The organism is Rhodococcus sp. 1R11 (genome assembly GCF_004563845.1).
Taxonomy (GTDB): Bacteria; Actinomycetota; Actinomycetes; order Mycobacteriales; family Mycobacteriaceae; genus Rhodococcoides.
Map to the genome: position 1 here is coordinate 198,473 of NZ_SPNG01000006.1, position 15,878 is coordinate 214,350.

The 15,878-nt window shown below is 63.4% G+C and carries 21 protein-coding genes; 10 read left to right on the plus strand and 11 right to left on the minus strand.

Annotated features, from left to right (window positions below; all coding sequences use genetic code 11):
* Nucleotides 1-26 precede the first annotated feature (26 nt).
* The 4 genes from E4P29_RS13000 to E4P29_RS13015 are packed head-to-tail and all read left to right on the plus strand — an operon-like array spanning nucleotide 27 to nucleotide 3,013.
* The gene (locus tag E4P29_RS13000) at nucleotides 27-260 is read left to right on the plus strand and encodes an RNA-binding S4 domain-containing protein (protein WP_135045219.1); all 234 of its coding nucleotides are present in this window, start codon (nucleotides 27-29) and stop codon (nucleotides 258-260) included.
* Nucleotides 257-994 carry a class I SAM-dependent methyltransferase gene (locus E4P29_RS13005; protein WP_135045221.1) on the plus strand — a complete coding sequence of 246 codons (738 nt, stop codon included), beginning with the start codon at nucleotides 257-259 and terminating at the stop codon, nucleotides 992-994. The genes E4P29_RS13000 and E4P29_RS13005 overlap by 4 nt, the downstream gene beginning before the upstream one ends.
* Complete coding sequence (locus E4P29_RS13010; RefSeq protein WP_135045223.1) at nucleotides 991-2,508, plus strand: NAD(P)/FAD-dependent oxidoreductase; 1,518 nt, start codon at nucleotides 991-993, stop codon at nucleotides 2,506-2,508. Before E4P29_RS13005 ends, E4P29_RS13010 begins: the two co-directional genes overlap by 4 nt.
* 49 nt (nucleotides 2,509-2,557) lie before the next feature.
* Entirely contained in the window at nucleotides 2,558-3,013 is a 456-nt protein-coding gene (locus E4P29_RS13015; RefSeq protein ID WP_135045225.1) for a GNAT family N-acetyltransferase, read from the plus strand.
* Nucleotides 3,014-3,097: 84 nt separating this feature from the next.
* Here E4P29_RS13015 and E4P29_RS13020 read toward each other — a convergent pair whose 3' ends face one another.
* Both E4P29_RS13020 and E4P29_RS13025 read right to left on the minus strand, forming a co-directional pair.
* A complete protein-coding gene (locus E4P29_RS13020; RefSeq protein WP_027494921.1) occupies nucleotides 3,098-3,280 on the minus strand; it encodes a hypothetical protein in 183 nt (60 codons plus the stop codon).
* Nucleotides 3,281-3,338: 58 nt separating this feature from the next.
* Nucleotides 3,339-3,788 (minus strand): Hsp20/alpha crystallin family protein, encoded by a 450-nt coding sequence (locus E4P29_RS13025; protein ID WP_027494920.1) that lies wholly within the window; start codon nucleotides 3,786-3,788, stop codon nucleotides 3,339-3,341.
* A gap of 206 nt (nucleotides 3,789-3,994) precedes the next feature.
* On the opposite strand from E4P29_RS13025, the gene E4P29_RS13030 reads away from it, so the two are divergent.
* The gene (locus E4P29_RS13030) at nucleotides 3,995-4,339 is read left to right on the plus strand and encodes a metalloregulator ArsR/SmtB family transcription factor (protein WP_094714681.1); all 345 of its coding nucleotides are present in this window, start codon (nucleotides 3,995-3,997) and stop codon (nucleotides 4,337-4,339) included.
* Nucleotides 4,336-4,803, plus strand: a complete 468-nt coding sequence (locus tag E4P29_RS13035; protein WP_135045227.1) for an SRPBCC family protein — start codon at nucleotides 4,336-4,338, stop codon at nucleotides 4,801-4,803. Before E4P29_RS13030 ends, E4P29_RS13035 begins: the two co-directional genes overlap by 4 nt.
* Before the next feature lies 1 nt (nucleotide 4,804).
* Here E4P29_RS13035 and E4P29_RS13040 read toward each other — a convergent pair whose 3' ends face one another.
* From E4P29_RS13040 to E4P29_RS13050, 3 genes are all read right to left on the minus strand, one after another.
* Nucleotides 4,805-5,824, minus strand: coding sequence for a DUF5914 domain-containing protein (locus E4P29_RS13040; protein WP_167735471.1), 1,020 nt, complete (start codon nucleotides 5,822-5,824; stop codon nucleotides 4,805-4,807).
* Nucleotides 5,825-6,256: 432 nt separating this feature from the next.
* Nucleotides 6,257-6,568 (minus strand): AzlD domain-containing protein, encoded by a 312-nt coding sequence (locus tag E4P29_RS13045; protein WP_135045229.1) that lies wholly within the window; start codon nucleotides 6,566-6,568, stop codon nucleotides 6,257-6,259.
* On the minus strand, nucleotides 6,565-7,263 hold the full coding sequence (locus E4P29_RS13050) for an AzlC family ABC transporter permease (RefSeq protein WP_135045231.1): 699 nt from the start codon (nucleotides 7,261-7,263) through the stop codon (nucleotides 6,565-6,567). Before E4P29_RS13050 ends, E4P29_RS13045 begins: the two co-directional genes overlap by 4 nt.
* A gap of 66 nt (nucleotides 7,264-7,329) precedes the next feature.
* Here E4P29_RS13050 and E4P29_RS13055 point away from each other — a divergent pair, with 66 nt between their 5' ends.
* Complete coding sequence (locus tag E4P29_RS13055; protein ID WP_094692969.1) at nucleotides 7,330-7,887, plus strand: XRE family transcriptional regulator; 558 nt, start codon at nucleotides 7,330-7,332, stop codon at nucleotides 7,885-7,887.
* Nucleotides 7,888-8,054: 167 nt separating this feature from the next.
* The gene (locus tag E4P29_RS13060; RefSeq protein WP_135045233.1) at nucleotides 8,055-8,882 is read left to right on the plus strand and encodes an SDR family oxidoreductase; all 828 of its coding nucleotides are present in this window, start codon (nucleotides 8,055-8,057) and stop codon (nucleotides 8,880-8,882) included.
* A gap of 1 nt (nucleotide 8,883) precedes the next feature.
* Here the strand turns inward: E4P29_RS13060 and E4P29_RS13065 are convergent, their stop codons facing one another.
* The 4 genes from E4P29_RS13065 to E4P29_RS13080 form a co-directional block, all read right to left on the minus strand.
* Nucleotides 8,884-9,492, minus strand: a complete 609-nt coding sequence (locus tag E4P29_RS13065) for a response regulator transcription factor (protein ID WP_032385305.1) — start codon at nucleotides 9,490-9,492, stop codon at nucleotides 8,884-8,886.
* A complete protein-coding gene (locus E4P29_RS13070) occupies nucleotides 9,489-10,634 on the minus strand; it encodes a histidine kinase (protein ID WP_135045235.1) in 1,146 nt (381 codons plus the stop codon). The genes E4P29_RS13065 and E4P29_RS13070 overlap by 4 nt, the downstream gene beginning before the upstream one ends.
* 75 nt (nucleotides 10,635-10,709) lie before the next feature.
* Nucleotides 10,710-11,492 (minus strand): ABC transporter permease, encoded by a 783-nt coding sequence (locus E4P29_RS13075; protein ID WP_135045237.1) that lies wholly within the window; start codon nucleotides 11,490-11,492, stop codon nucleotides 10,710-10,712.
* A 9-nt stretch (nucleotides 11,493-11,501) separates the two neighbouring features.
* Complete coding sequence (locus E4P29_RS13080; protein WP_135045239.1) at nucleotides 11,502-12,449, minus strand: ABC transporter ATP-binding protein; 948 nt, start codon at nucleotides 12,447-12,449, stop codon at nucleotides 11,502-11,504.
* 273 nt (nucleotides 12,450-12,722) lie between these two features.
* Here E4P29_RS13080 and E4P29_RS13085 point away from each other — a divergent pair, with 273 nt between their 5' ends.
* Entirely contained in the window at nucleotides 12,723-13,253 is a 531-nt protein-coding gene (locus tag E4P29_RS13085) for a hypothetical protein (protein ID WP_032385308.1), read from the plus strand.
* Here the strand turns inward: E4P29_RS13085 and E4P29_RS13090 are convergent.
* A complete protein-coding gene (locus E4P29_RS13090; protein ID WP_135045241.1) occupies nucleotides 13,237-13,623 on the minus strand; it encodes a hypothetical protein in 387 nt (128 codons plus the stop codon). The two genes, E4P29_RS13085 and E4P29_RS13090, sit on opposite strands and share 17 nt — an antisense overlap.
* 25 nt (nucleotides 13,624-13,648) lie before the next feature.
* Nucleotides 13,649-14,203: a DUF3558 domain-containing protein gene (locus E4P29_RS13095; RefSeq protein WP_135045243.1), complete on the minus strand. Its 555-nt coding sequence runs from the start codon at nucleotides 14,201-14,203 to the stop codon at nucleotides 13,649-13,651.
* A gap of 391 nt (nucleotides 14,204-14,594) precedes the next feature.
* Between E4P29_RS13095 and E4P29_RS13100 the strand changes: the two genes are divergently transcribed.
* Entirely contained in the window at nucleotides 14,595-15,863 is a 1,269-nt protein-coding gene (locus E4P29_RS13100; protein ID WP_245154296.1) for a reverse transcriptase family protein, read from the plus strand.
* Nucleotides 15,864-15,878 lie beyond the last annotated feature (15 nt).

Sequence of the window (15,878 nt, forward strand, 5' to 3'; positions counted from 1 at the left end):
GCGGCCCGCTAGTACAGGATGGAGACATGTCCGATGCACACGATGTCCCCATCCGCGACGAATCGATCCGGCTGGGCCAATTCCTCAAGCTCGCCAACCTGATCGAATCCGGTGCCGAAGCCAAGGGCGTCATCGCCGACGGCCTGGTCAGCGTCAACGGGGACGTGGACATCCGCCGCGGACGGCAGTTGCAGCACGGAGACGTCGTGTCGGTCCAGGGTGGGCCGGCTGCCCGCGTGAGCAAGGAAGAGGCACTGTGAAGGTCGGTAAGCGCGGTCTGCCGCGAAACGAAGTTCCCGGCGCATTCGACGTCGGTGCCAAGGCGTACGACCGACTCGTCGGAGCCAACCCCGGCTACCACGAGCACCTCGTCAAATCCGCGCAGCGCCTCCGCATCCCCGATCTCGGAAGCGGATTGCGCCTGCTCGATATCGGTTGCGGTACGGGTGCGTCCACCGCAGCGCTGCTCGAAGCTGCACCGCATGCCGAGATCGTCGCCGCCGACGCGTCCGCCGAGATGCTCGAGGTCGCCCGGAGCAAGGACTGGCCGTCGAACGTCACATTCGTGCACTCGCGGGTGGAGGATCTGGCCGTGAACGGAGTCGACGGACCGTTCGACGCCATCCTGGCCGCTTATCTGATCAGGAACGTCGACGACCCCGACGCAGAACTCAAATCCCTACTGGCCCTGCTGCGTCCGGGTTCTACGATCGCGTTCCACGAGTACTCGGTGCACGATTCAGTGCGTGCCCGCATCTCCTGGAACGTCGTGAGCTGGGGCATCATCATCCCGCTCGGCTGGCTCGCGACGCGAGACGCCACGTTGTATCGACATCTGTGGCGAAGCGTCGTGACGTTCGACGGCGCATCGGCGTTCATGCGACGGATGCAGCGTGCGGGCTACAGCGGTGTCGCCCGAGAAACGATGACCGGATGGCAGAACGGTGTGGTGCACACGTTCCTGGGCTCTCGACCCGCGAAGGAAGAGCGTTGACCGATTCCAAGAAGGTCACCCATGCTGCGGTGCAGGGATATTCGGACGCAGGTCAGCTGGCCGACGTCCCGCATGTGGTGGTGGTGGGCGGAGGTATCGCGGGGCTGAGCGCCGCGACCGCGCTGGCCGAACGCGGCGTCAAGGTTCATCTGGTCGAACGCGAAAGCTACCTCGGCGGCCGCGTCGGTGGATGGGACACGACGCTGGAGGACGGCTCGCCCGCGACGATGAGCCGCGGCTTCCACGCGTTCTTCCGGCAGTACTACAACCTGCGAAACCTACTGCGCCGCACAGACCCCCACTTGGCGCGCCTACGCCCGGTCGACGACTACCCGTTGATCGACGGCGACGGACGTATCGACGGATTCAAGGGATTGCCGGAGACGCCACCGCTCAACGCGTTCGCGTTCGTCAAGCGCAGTCCGACGTTCCGGTGGAAAGACCTCACCGACCTCAACGGAATCGCCGCCCTGCCGCTCATGACGGTGAGCGTGCCGAAGACCTTCGACGAGCTCGACACCACTCCTGCCGCGCAATTCCTGCGTAACATCAACTTTCCCGAAGCGGCACGCCATCTGGCGTTCGGGGTGTTCTCACGCAGCTTCTTCGCCGACCCCGAAGAGATGTCGGCTGCCGAACTCGCGATGATGTTCCACATCTACTTCCTCGGCTCCTCCGAGGGTCTGATCTTCGACGTCCCCCGCGATCCGTACCCACAAGCACTGTGGAACCCGTTGGGGGAATACCTCAGTGGTCTCGGTGTCGAGATCAGAACGTCCACTCCGTGCGGTGAGATCACCCGCGGCGGCCTGCGCAAGTTCCGCGTCGACGCCGGCGGAATCATCGACGCCGACGCGGTGGTCCTCGCTACCGACATCGCCGGATTGCAGCGGGTGCTCGAGCAATCCCCCGAGCTCGGGACGCCGGCGTGGCGCAAGCAGATCGGCGCGCTGCAGAACACCCCGCCTTTCATGGTCCACCGCGTGTGGCTGAGCAAGGCGGTCAACGCCGATCGTCCCGCGTTCATCGGCACCGGCGGTATGCCTCCCATCGACAACATCAGTGTGCTCGAGCGATTCGAGGACGAGGCCGCGGAGTGGGCAGCGAGGACCGGAGGTTCGGTCGTCGAACTGCATGCCTACGCCGCCGAGGAATCCGAGGAGGTCACCCGCGCGCAGCTGATGGCTCGCATGCACGAGATCTACCCGGAAACCGCTGCGGCAGAAGTAATCGCGGAACGATCCGAATGGCGAGACGATTGCCCGATGTTCGGCCTCGGAGCATTCGCCGAGCGGCCCACCGTGCGTACCCCCGAGCCCTCGCTGGTACTCGCAGGTGACGGCATTCGAATCGATCTGCCCGTTGCTCTCATGGAACGTGCCGCCACCACCGGACTGCAGGCAGCGAACACCCTGCTGGCGGGTTGGGGCGTCACCGGCCACGATATCGAAACCGTCCCCACGAGTGGACGATTCAAGATGTTCGACGCTTTGGATCGGCTTCGCCGCAGGTGAGTGGTATTTCGTAGCAGGGGTCGAACTTCCACTCACGACAGGAGGTTGCATGCGTCTCGAGGTCGATGATCTGTCGCGGCCGGAAGTCGGTGCGTTGCTCGTCGAGCACCTTGCGGACATGCACGCGACGTCCCCGGCAGAGAGTGTTCACGCCCTGGACCTGTCGGGTTTGCGCGGCGCGGATATGCGGGTGTGGACGGCGTGGGAGGCCGGGGCACTGCTCGGCATTGCCGCGCTGAAGACACTCACTCCTGAACACGGTGAACTGAAGTCGATGCGCACTTCGGGTTTCGCGCGGGGCCGCGGGGTGGCGTCCGGACTGCTCGAGCACGTTCTGACGGAGGCGCGGCGGCTTGGATTCGAGCGCGTCAGCCTCGAGACGGGCACCCAGGACTACTTCGCCGCGGCTCGACGCCTCTACGAGCGACACGGATTCGTCGCAGTGCCCCCGTTCGGCGATTACGTCGTGGACCCGTCGAGCACGTTCTACTCGTTGGTCCTGTGACTTCTGACCTTCTGACTGGTTGCTGGGTGCCGCAATGACGCAGGCCGGCACCGAATGTCGGTGCCGGCCTTGCGATCGTTCGGATCACGCAGCGACGGGTTCTCGCGGCACGTGCGGGTAGAGGTCGTCGTCGACCGGCTCTGCACGCTGCTGATCCAGTAGATCGGCCGTGGCGCATTCCCGGATCCCGGTCCCGACCCCGAGAACCGTGCGCCACCATTGGTCACGATCGGGAGATTCCGGCCAGACCACGGTATCCGTTTCCATATGCATCACCCTCCCTGAATAGTTCGACAGTGCTCGATGTGCTTGTGCGCGTCACGGATCAGGTCGATTGGTGTTCGATGGATCTCTGCTCGCCGGTCAGCTCTGCACGAGCGATGTCGACCTTGCGCGGCTTCGCTCGCTCGGCAAGCGGAATGGTGATCGACAGGACGCCGTTGTCGTACGACGCCGAGATTCCCTCGGTGTCGACGCCGTCACCCAGCGAGATCTGTCGACGGAACGTTCCGGCGAAGCGTTCCGAGGAAATCCACTGCACACCAGAGCTTTCCGGCACGGTTCGTTGCGCGGTGAGCGTCAAGGTGCCGCGATCGACGTCGACGTCGATGGACCCCGGGTCGACGCCGGGTAGGTCGGCGCTGAGTACGTAGTGATCGTCGACCTTGTACAGATCCATGGGCATGAATCGCGGTGCGCGGTCCGAACCGGTAGACGCACCCAACAATGCCGAGGTGAGCGAATCGACGTCACGGAACGGATCGAAACGAAGCACAGCAACCACCTCCTGTACCCAGATGCGCTCGCCCCTGTGGCGAGGCGCTCCTCAACTGTGCAACACAAAAATTAGCACTCGATTGCGGCGAGTGCCAAGACCTGTTCGGGACTTTTTCGGATTTTTTTCGACACCAATAGTGCTGCGGCGCAGCAGGAGTGGTGCCGAGCTCTTGTGGATATCGATCAGTCGAGATACTGTGCCATATGGCTCAGTATTCCGAGGTCCTCGACGACGTGTTCCAGGCGTTGGCCGATCCCACGCGGCGTGCAGTACTGGGCCGACTGGGGTCCGGGCCTGCCACCGTGGGGGAACTGGCCGAACCATTCGACATGACTCTGCCGTCGTTCATGAAGCACATCCATGTACTCGAGCGCAGCGGATGGATTCGCACCCACAAGACCGGACGTGTACGCGCATGCACGATCGAGCGAACCAACCTGGACGCGGCCTCCGCGTGGCTGGAACAGCAACGGTCCGTGTGGGAATCCAGAACCGACCGCCTCGAACAGTTCGTCACCCGATCCCCGAAAGAGAGTGAGCAGCAATGACTTCCTTCGATCCCGAACTCGACCTGAGTATCTCCCGCATCATCGCGGCTCCACGCGAGACGGTGTGGGATGCGTGGGCCGACCCGTCGAAGTTCGAGAAATGGTGGATTCCCGCACCGACTCTGTGCCGAGTCGACGCGTGGGATCTGCAGCCTGGAGGCGCATTCCGAACGCTGATGAGCGAACCCGGAGGCGACTTCGAACCGCACATCGACGGATGCTTCCTCGCCGTCGACCCTCAGGAACGCATCGTGTTCACCAACTCCCTCGTCGAAGGTTGGCGACCTGCCCCGCAACTGTTCATGACCGCGGTGATCACGTTCACCGACCACCCGGACGGGACCGAGTACCGGGCGCACGTGATGCACCGCAACGTAGAAGACCGAAAGACGCACGAGGAGTTGGGCTTCGAGGGCGGATGGGGAACCGTCATCGGCCAACTCGCCGCACTCGTCGAAAGTTAGATCACGCGCGACCCGTCGAGCGCAGTTCGTAACGGCGTTCGGCGTAGTCGAGGTCGTCCTTCCACAGACGTGCGGCGGTGAAGTTCATCGCCGGACGCAGCAATCTCGACACCTTGCGCGCCATCTGGAAGCCGGGTCGATCCGAGCTGGCGATCGTCGCCTCGATGACCGCCGTCCGCGGGGTGCCGTCGGGCGCAGGAGCCAGGGGAGTCGCGTGAGTCTCGACGACGCTTCCCGCCCCCTCACCGTCGAGGATGCGCATGACGATGGTCCGTGGGCCGGGGCAGACGAACTCGGCTCGAACCGGAACGCCGATGCCGCGACTGACGCGGAACGTGACATCGACCAGGAAGCGATCGTCCTGCTCGGGCACATCGATGTCGGTGGGCGCACTGACCACTTTCAACCTCGCGAACGAGTACGGATGGAACCATGCACCGTGCCACGGATCGAGCCGATTGGCGATGATGTCGTCCGGTTCGCACTTCCCGATCAACGTGACGACACCGGGAATGGACGTCGACACAGGGGGCCTGATCGGAACGACCGGCACCGGCGTCGGCTCCTCGCCGCCCAGCTCGTCGAGCCGGACCCACACCAGAACACCGTCGTCGAACGCAGGAACCGGCCGCCAGCCCGCCTTACCCTTCGGACCCAACGCCAGCCCATGCCACCGGCACACCAACGCGTCGCACTCGATCTTCGCGGTATCGAGCGCCGCCCCGAGATGCGGACACGCACCCGGACCGATGTGCACCGTGCCCGCCGAATCCCGCCACGCAACCAACTCGGTGGTGCCGACGTAGCGACCGAACGGCTTGTCGGCCTTCACGTCGCGACTGGCAGCGAAAACGAACCAATTGCCCGACGTCCGAGTCTTCGCACGCTTCAACGCCGACTCGATGACCTGGGGATTCGCACCCTTCCACGTCGGCTCCTGCTTGGCCCACGACTCCGACGGAAGCGGCTGAAGTGGCATCGTCTTCGGCCAGCGTCGTCGTACTGCATCCAGCGCGGTCATTGCTGCTCCCCACATCGAGACATTGTGTTCATTCTCCATTGTCCCCGCCGGGGGGTACTCAATGTGACGTCGAGTGGACTTTCCGGGGGTCAATGTCACATCTAGTGGACTCGAAGTGCCGGCGAACTGGGAGAGGTGCGCGAGGTCAGATGGGTCCAGTGGGGGTCGGCGGTTCGAGCTGCGCCGGTCAACTGATGTCAGCGCCCACAATTCGGCTCGAAAGACGGAATCCCGGGGCTGCAGGGAAATAGTGGACGCTCAGGTCAGTAAGCGAGGTCGCCCAGGTGGCAATGGGCTCGTTGTCGTGTAGGTAGTCCGCGAAGGGGCGATGGCTGTCACCGGTGTCCCCGATCCGATGCACTCGATGTGACATTTGGTGGACTTTTCGGGGGTCAATGTCACATCTAGTGGACTCGGGGTGCCGCGGTTCGGTCAGGCGACACCGATCCATCGGAGGGAAGCGGTGGTTGCGGCAGCCGCGACCACGATGACGACGAAGGGTGCCTTTCGCCAAGCGAGGACTCCGGCCACGGTCACGCCGATGGGGGCCGCGAAGCCCGCGAAGTCCTTGCCCACGAGCAGGGTGGAGGTGGCGATGAGGGCAACGAACACGACGGCGACCGAGGTGGACATGACGCGGTCGATGCGGGGCGAGATGGTCATGCGCGAGCGTAGGGCCGGGCCGATGAGGCGGAGAGCGAAGGTGCCGACGACCATGGCGATCAGCGGAATCGTGAGGCTCATGCGGATTCCTTGCGTGCGGCGGGCGTGGTCGACAGCAGTGTGGGGACCACGGCGATCAGCGAGAGGAGCACCGGCAGTCCGCTCGGTAGGAACATCGACGCTGCCAGGGCGATCCCTGCTCCGACGAGTGCGGCATTGCGCGTGCCCCGATCTCGGAGCGCAGGCATGATCAGTCCGAGCAGGATTGCGGGGAATGCGGCGTCGAGTCCGAGCGCCGCAGTGTCGGTGATCGCTCCTCCGCCCACCGTGCCGATCGCAACGCCGATGTTCCAGGTGACGAACAGTCCGATTCCGCACAGCCAGAACGCAGTTCGACGGCTCGCCTCGTCCTGCTCGGCGACGCTGAATGCGACCGCTTCGTCGGTGATCAGGTGGGTGCCGAGCAGTCGCTTCAGTGGCGAGACGTTCTCGAAGACGGATCCAATGGAGAATCCGAGCGGTACCAGCCGTGTGTTGGCCAGCAACGCGCTTGCCACGGCGGCGACGGGGTTGCCGCCGACGGCCAGGATGCCGACGAAGATGAATTGTGATGAGCCCGCAAAGACCACCAGCGACATCACCACCGGTAGCCACAACGGCAGGTCAGCGGCCACGGAGATCGCACCGAACGAGGCCCCGACCAAGGCGTCGGCCAGACAAACCAACGCGATGTCGCGGATATTGACCCCCTGCAGGGTTCGCCATGTCGAACGCATGGTCGTTATAGTGGACGATGTTAAGCTGTTCGTCAAATCAAACGAACGTACCGATGGAGTGAACGAATGGCGGACGCCGGACCACCGATCGCAGCCATCGCTGCCGCTCTGCAGCAGGAGCGGCGACGCGTGGGCCTCTCGCTGGCTGAGGTGGCGCGCCGCGCTGGAATTGCGAAATCGACTCTGTCGCAACTGGAATCGGGTACGGGGAATCCGAGTCTGGAAACTCTGTGGGCCCTCAGCGTCACCCTGGAGGTGCCGTTCTCCAGATTGGTCGAGCCGGCGAAGCAGTCGGTCCGACTGATCCGTGCAGGGGAGGGGCCGAGATTCGCGTCGGACCGGGCGGACTACTCCGCGACGCTGCTGGCGTCGTCTCCACCGAACGCGCGACGAGACATCTATCTGGTCAGCGCGGACGTCGGCGAGCCGAGGCGCTCGGACCCTCATTCGCCCGGTGTGGTCGAGCACGTTGTGCTCAGCGCCGGACGAGCCCTGGTGGGGCCAGTGGGCGAGGCAGTCGAGCTGGCACCCGGCGACTATGTCGCCTACCCCGGCGACGCGCTGCACATCTTCGAGGCGCTGGAGCCGAACACCATGGCGGTGATGATCACCGAACACAGCTGACGTGAGGGGAATAGTCGGCGACGGCGCTTCGTTGGACTCTTTCGACGGCGTTCGCTTGGCAAGCCCCGGGCCTCACCCCATTTGTCGCTTCGAGCGACCACTCGCCGAGAGGCGTTTGCAGCGGACGTCGTCCTTACTTTTGTCCGTGTAGCGAAGGGGCGAGATTCATGACAGCCAAGACGTGGTTCATCACCGGCACCTCCAAGGGATTCGGGCGGGAGTGGGCGATCGCGGCACTCGACCGTGGCGATCGGGTCGCAGCGACTGCTCGCAACACAGACACCTTGAAAGATCTCGTCGAACAGTACGGCGATGCGATTCTGCCGATCGAACTCGACGTGAACGATCGCGCCGCCGACTTCGCGGCAGTCCAACAGGCCTACGACAAGTTCGGTTCACTCGACATCGTCATCAACAACGCCGGCTACGGCCAGTTCGGCATGATCGAGGAACTCTCCGAGGAAGATGCTCGGGCGCAGATCGAGACGAACGTCTTCGGAGCGCTATGGGTTACGCAGGCGGCGCTGCCGTTCATGCGTGAGCAGGGGAGTGGCCACATCTTGCAGGTGTCGTCCATCGGCGGAATCTCAGCATTCCCGAATGTCGGCGCGTACCACGCCTCGAAGTGGGCGCTCGAAGGATTCAGCCAGGCATTGGCGCAGGAGGTCGAGGACTTCGGTATCCACGTGACGCTGATCGAGCCGGGTGGGTTCTCCACCGACTGGTCCGGCCCGTCTGCGAAGAAGTCCACCGATATCGCCGCGTACGACCCGATTCGGGACAAGGCAGCGAAGCTGCGGAGTGCGCGGCAGGCAACTCCTGGTGATCCGAGCGTAACACGGTCGGCACTACTCAAGGTGATCGACGCCGAAAAGCCGCCACTGCGAGTCTTTTTCGGCGACGCACCGCTGCAGATCGCGACAAAGGACTACGAATCACGCCTGGCGAACTGGCGCAAATGGCAGCCCGTGGCCGTCGAAGCACACGGAGGCTGACCTACAGCCACCCGTTCTCACGGGCGGACTTGATCGCTTCGAGTCGGCTGCTTGCGTCCAACTTGGTGATGATGCTCGAGAGATAATTGCGCACCGTTCCGGGGCTGAGAAACAAGCGTTCGCCGATCTGCTTGGTGGACAACCCTTGATCGACGAGCCTCAACACGTCGAGCTCGCGGTCACGCAAGGGATTCGGCCCCGCCCGCAACGCTTCGGCAGCCAAGGCCGGATCGATAACGGTGTGTTTCGAGAACACCGCCTTGATACCGGCGAAGAGGTGCACCGCGTCCGTGCTCTTGAGGAGATACCCGTTCGCTCCCGCGGCCAAAGCGTCGTGCACATGCCCGCTGCCGGGTAGGGCAGTCAGCAGCAGGACGGGGGTGCGGTCGTTCATTGCTCGAAGGGCAGCCGTGGCCGCGATGCCCGTCATACCGGGCATGTCGATGTCCATCAGGACGAGGTCCGGCCGCAAGCGATCTACGGCATCGCATACTTCGTCTCCTCGGGACACTCGTCCGACCACCTCGATGTCCGGGTCGGTGGACAACAACACCTCGAAGGCTTCGGCCAGTAGAGCGACGTCCTCGGCAAGCAACACGGTGATCGTCATACGTCTGCCTTTGCCCTCGGGATGGTGGCCACGACTCGAAACTCGGTACCCGCTAACGTCTTACCGGCTGAAAATGTGCCTCCGACGTCTTCCACCTGACGGGTCAGTGCAGCGATCCCGGTTCCCGTACCTGCGTCGGTCTCCTCACGGGTGACGCCGTCGTTGGTGAACTCGAAGACGTCGCAGTCCTTCTCAGCGGTGACTCGAACGGTGCACCTGCGTGGGTGAGCATGCTTGAGCATGTTGGTGGACGATTCGCGTACGACGGCGGCGAAGATGCGGTCCACGTCGCTGACCGGCGGGGCTTCCACCGAGGTAAGGCAGTCGATGCCCAGCCGGGCACACATCGCTTCGACGGCTGCCAGCTCCGAGATGAAGTCGTCGAGGATGGGTCCGCTGGTAATCCTCCTGAGATCGGCCTGACCACTGTTGAGAACGTCGTGCACATGCCCGAGCTGCTCGCGGGCCTTCTCCGGTTGGTTCTCGAACATCTGCAGTGCAGCCTGATTGCGTAGCTGCGCGGTCACCAGAGTGCGGCCGATGACGTCATGCAAATCCCGCGAAATCCTATGTCGCTCAGCATCGACGAGCAGCCGGGCAACCTGTTCACGTGATGCACGCAGCGCGTCGAGTGCGCGAGCAAGTTCGGTGAGTGCGATCAGCACAATGGTCACACCGAGGGTGAACAGCGTGATGATGAATGCTTCTAGAGGATCAGCCCGGTCCACGTTGACGGTGACGACCGTCGCGATAACGAATACTCCGCCGACGACCGCTGGTGCCCAGCGCCCACGCACCAGCGTCGACGAAATCGCCACCGACATGCCGCACATTTCCCACACCTCGGAAAGCGGGACCACGACCATGCCCAACGGAATCGCGATCCAGGCCGCGACAGTCAGCCGCGGATCGACGCGTCCGTGAACGAACATGCGCTGCGCCAGGACCATGACGCCAGCGACGAAGACGACGATCGACGCCGACAGTGCGGCAAGCCCGTATCCGATGCTTTCCCGATGATCGAACACCGTGGTGAGAGCGAAGAACGTGAACAGCGCGACTACGAACCAACTCGCAACGAACGCGACCAACGCGCTGGGGAACCGCTCGTCGCGTCGGGCATCGGTTTTCTGCGTGGTCACTGCTGTCACTTTCTCCGGTGAGGAACCCACACACTATCGACGACGCCTCCGCGCAGGGCAACCGTGACCTGTATGTCACTGGCGGCCGGTCGCCCCAGCGAATCGTCGGACGGCGGCGAAGGAGAATCCGAAGAACCAGGCTGCGACGTTGATGAGCGCACCTGCCAGAGAGGCGTGAGATCCGTCGAGGTTGTAGCCGTCGGTCAGCGCGTAGCGGGCCAACGTCGCCACACCGTAGAGCGGTGTCACCTGTGCGACGGCGAGCATGCCACCCGAGAGCGGAATGAAGATGTTGCCCATGAAGGCGAGGCCGGTCATGACGACGCCGGGAACGTGGGTGACCACCTCGGGTGGCAGCAGCATGCCCAGCACGAGGCCGAGGGCGGAGAAGATGGCAGATCCGATCCAGGCCACGACGAGGCCGGTGATCCAGACGATCGCGTCGGCGCGGGCTCCGGTGAGTGCTCCGAGGATGCCGACCACGAGGACCGGGATGGCCGCGTACACCTGGCAGGCGATGATGCGTGATGCGACGTAGCCGCCGGCACCCAAGGGCGACAGGCGAATTGTCCGTAGCCAGCCGTTGGCCTTCTCGTTCGAGATGCCTGCGGCCCGCGAGATGGTGCCGATCGACGAACCGTAGACGGCGATTCCGATCATCATCCAGGCCTGAAAGTTGCCGTGCGGCAGGTCTACTCCGGCGCTGGGTTCCACGACGCGGAACAGGGCGAGGTAGAGCACGGCGGGCAGCGCGACGGTGAAGATCAGATTCTGTGGGGTGATCTGCCTACGGATGTCGTGTAGTACGAACGTGGGGTGTAGTCCGCGGCGGGGGCGTAGTGAGGTCGTAGTGGTCATCGGATGTCCTCAGTTCTGGTGAGTGCGCTCGGTCAGCGCCGAGAATGCTTCGTCGAGTGAGGCCGACACGATCGCGATATCGGTCGCGGAGGTGGACGTGCTCAGTGCGCGCACCACGGGGTCGGTATCGGTGCACACGAAGCGGAACCGGCCGTTGGCGAGTTCCTGCAGTCGCGAGCCAGTTTGTCCTGCAACGAATTCGGCCTCGGAGCGTGGCAGGTTGGCGTCGACGGTCCGATTGGAGACGGTGGCCTTGATCTGGGCCACCGTGCCGTCGGCGACAAGGGCACCATCGACGATGACGACGATTCGATCGGCGAAGTCCGGTGCCTCTTCGAGGTAGTGGGTTGCGAACATGACGGTCGTGCCGTTGGCTGCCTGCGCGCGCATCGCCTGCCAGAAGTGCTTGCGCGCAGTGACATCCATGCCGGCGGTCGGCTCGTCGAGCAGCAGTAGCTCGGGGTTGGAGAGCAATGCGAGGGCGAACCGCACCTTCTGCTGTTCGCCACCAGAGCATTTCGATACGCGTCGATTCACCAGTTCACCGAGCCCGGCGCGGGTGATCGCGGCGGCAGGATCGGCCCCGATGTACAGCGAGCCCATCATCGCGACCAGTGCGCCGACAGTGACGTCCGGCAACAGTCCACCGGACTGCAGTACCGCTGCGCTGCGTCCTGTCGACGCGGCGGTCAGCGGATCGGTGCCGAGCACCTCGATGGTGCCGCCGTCCGGTTCGGTGAGTCCGAGGATCATGTCGATCGTCGTGCTCTTGCCTGCGCCGTTCGGCCCGAGAAACGCCACAACCTGCCCGCGGGGAATCGAGAGTTTCAACTCGCGAACGGCGCGGAACTTCGAGCCCGTGGAGTCGCTGAACGACTTGTGGACACCGGTGGCGTGTACCGCGAATGCTGTCTCGGTACCCACCGCCTCGGTGCGAGTCGAATTCTGCGTAATCATCTGCAATTCCCTTCGCTCTGTCGTCAGTGGATCTTCAGCCGTATTCCTCGGCGACACATCAGACTCTCCACCTCGGAGAAAGCGCAGGTCAACGCGAAATGAGAGGTCGTTTCGGCCGTCATGGCGAACTGCTGACAACTGTCACGTGCAACTACGGACCAGGTGTCACGTAAGTGCCCCGATGCTGGGATTCACGCCCCTCGTGGGAATCCACACCTCGTCTACGGGGTGTGCTCGACGACGGAGGTCGTGGATCGGCTCTACCGTGGCTGAATGGAATTCGGATTCGACGCGGGAGCGTATGCGGTGCGTGAGGTCGACGGCAGGGATAGTCCCGAGGACTTCCTCGCCGTGTTCAACAGCAATCCTCAGTTCCTCGACGCGAGTACGTTGCACACCGGAGTCACCGCCTTCACCGTCGAGGATGTCGAGAAGTTCCTCTGGCACAACACGGTCATGGAGAACTCTCACTGCGTGGTGATCGGGGCAGCGGACCGAATCGTGGGCGTGATGACACTGCTGGCTCCGCATCCCCGCGAAGGTCAACCGTGGGTGGGGAGTCTGATCGTCGACGGGGAACTGGAGCATGACCGGGTGGCGAATCCGGTGCTGGCGGAGCTTGAGCGCATTCTCGAAACACAGGGGTGGACCCATGTGTTCGTGGGTCCGATGGTGAGCATGGTCGAGAGCATCGGATGGTGGCGTTCCCGCGGTTACGCACCCATCGAACGGCGTCTGGACAACGACAAACGCGAAGTCGAGGTCCACCGAAAAGTGTTGGCGTCTCTCAGTTCTCCGGGGTGAGCGCGGTGATGTTCGACGACGTCAGATCATCGGTATCGGTCGTCTCGTCGAAGTAGCGACGGAAGAGCATGCGCATCGATTCGATGACGTCGATGTGCTGCTGAAGAATGACGTCGAGTGACGTGTCTTTGCCGGTCGCCAGGCGAGCGAACCGACGTTGTAGGTCCTGAGCAGATTTCATGTCGCCCCAGCTCTTGGTCTCCGACAGTTTGCGGGCATCAGCTTGCATTTTCTCGAGGTGCGCAAGATAGACATCGCAGGCAGCGTCGCACTTGGCGGCGACGTCTGCAGGAATGATCAGTGTCCCAGCTTCAGCTAAAGCGTTGAGTCCTTGCCAATGGGTGATCAAATCAGGCGGCGACTCGGACATAGTTTGCACCCTTCGGTTCTGAGGGTCAGGCAGGAAGTTGGGACTCGAGGAGTGTGACTACGGAATTGAGCTCGATACATGGTTCGTACGGCGGGTCGTCGACACGTCCGGCAGTGACCAGAGTCGCCCTGACCAGTTGTGCTCCCGCAGCAAAGGCAACACCGCAGTTTCGGGACGAGTCAGCAGACAGTTGCTGGTACTGGGTGGCGTCACGTGCGCCCACTCGGACGGATTGAAGTCGGTCGAAGTAGCTCGGATCGTCGATGTAGTCGATACTCGCTATCCCCACGAAGAGCGAGAAGAAGTATTTGCTGCTGGGCGGCTGACTCTCCCAGCCGCAGATCTTGAATCCGTTTTGATCGCGTCCGAACACCCCCGACTCCTTGGTGGCCGTGTTCAATCCCGCCTGCTCGATGAAGTCGTCGGGGATGGTGCATGGATCCCACGGCGTCGGTGCGGCGACGGCGGTGCTGGTCGTCGCGATGACTTCGGGGACTGCAGTACCGTCTTGGCCCGTCGAACATGCGGTGAGCAGGAGCAGACCTACTGCGATTGCCGCCCATCGACTGCTTCGATGCATGTGCACTGTCCTTTCCCAAGACCCCATCTATGGGTTGGACGCAACGGAGTCGGCGCTGGTTCCGTTCACCTCCTCCGGACTCGAGAGCTCCGGCTCGCAATTGAGCAACTCACTAGAACTTCAAAACCCGACCGGTCGGTCGAACCAGCGAGCCATCCCGCTGACAGATCCGCGTCGGTTTGGCATTGTGGTGGGATGCAGCGGCGCGTGGGCGAGAGTTGGTCCGCGGGACCGGTCTCAGGGGTAACCCCTGGGTATATATGAAGAGAATCGAGCACTGCGTCCGAAGCAGCTCCGCACGCTACGCGTGCCCGACTGCTCCGAGGACGAAAGATTTCGGTCGCCCCGCGTCGCTGCATTCCGTCGCCCCAGACCCGGCGGAGCGACACACGTGAACGACCGCGAACTGACGCCGCGCGCCGCCGCAACTCTCGCAGGTCTGGCTGCAGACGCCGAGTGGACGCGGTCGGGGCTCGAGGTTGCGTTCGCACGTTTCATGCCAGAGAGAGCCTCGTGGCTCGCAGATCGAATCATCAACCTTTATCCCAGCCCGCCGTTCGACGAGGCATCGATTTTCGGTTTGTTGCACGATCTTCCGTTCATCTCGGAGCCCTCCGCGTCCTCGCAGCGGCCGAATACGAGCTCCCGCTTCAAGCCCTGGCGATTCGAGGTACCACGGTACGAATCGACCGGTCAGCTTGCACGGTCTCTCGACCTGACGATCTCCGAAATCGAATGGTTTGCCGACCTGCAGGGGAGGCTGCGTACCGCGCCGTTCCCGTTGCAGCACTATCGATCTGCGCGACTGGACAAACGTCAGGGCATTCGACTTCTGGAGGTCCCGAAACCGCGCCTGCGTGAGATTCAACGAAAGATACTGCGCCGCATACTGGATCGAATTCCGCCACATCCCGCCGCGCACGGTTTTCGTAAAGGGCGCAGCCCCCGCACGTTCGCGACGCCCCACGCCGAGCGTGAGTTGGTGGTCTCGGTCGACCTACGTCGCTTCTTTCCGTCCATCGGGTTCGATCGAGTGGTGGCGATCTTCGAGGCCGTCGGCTACCGCAGAAGGGTCGCCGCCAATCTTGCCGCGCTGTGCACAACGGTAACTCCGGCCGGGGAATTGACGGGCATGGACCGCGCAACGGCGGCGAGGCTTCGCACCACCCACTTGCCGCAGGGCGCACCGACGTCGCCCGCCCTGGCCAACCTGGCTGCCCGCCAACTCGATATTCGAGCTGCCGGGCTCGCCCGCACCATGGGTGCCCGGTATACCCGCTACGCTGACGACCTGGCGTTCTCCGGTCCGGCTGACCTCGACGTCGACAAGTTGCTGTGGGTGCTGTCCCAGATTGTGCACGACGAGGGCTTCACGATTCATCCCGACAAAACCCGAGTACGGCGCGCGCATCAACGGCAACAGCTCACGGGGCTGGTGGTCAATGCGTGGCCCGCAGTTCCGCGAGAGGAGTACGACAACCTCCGCGCGTTACTGCACAACTGCCTCGGTAGCGTTGCAGCCCATCAGAATCGCAACGGCCATACCGACTTCCGCGCCCATGTGTACGGACGGATCGCTCGGATCGGCGAGACCAGCGAGACACGTCGTCGGAAACTGCTCGAGATGGCAGCCCGGGTCGATTGGGAGGGATCCGGGTAGTCGGACTGGGTACAC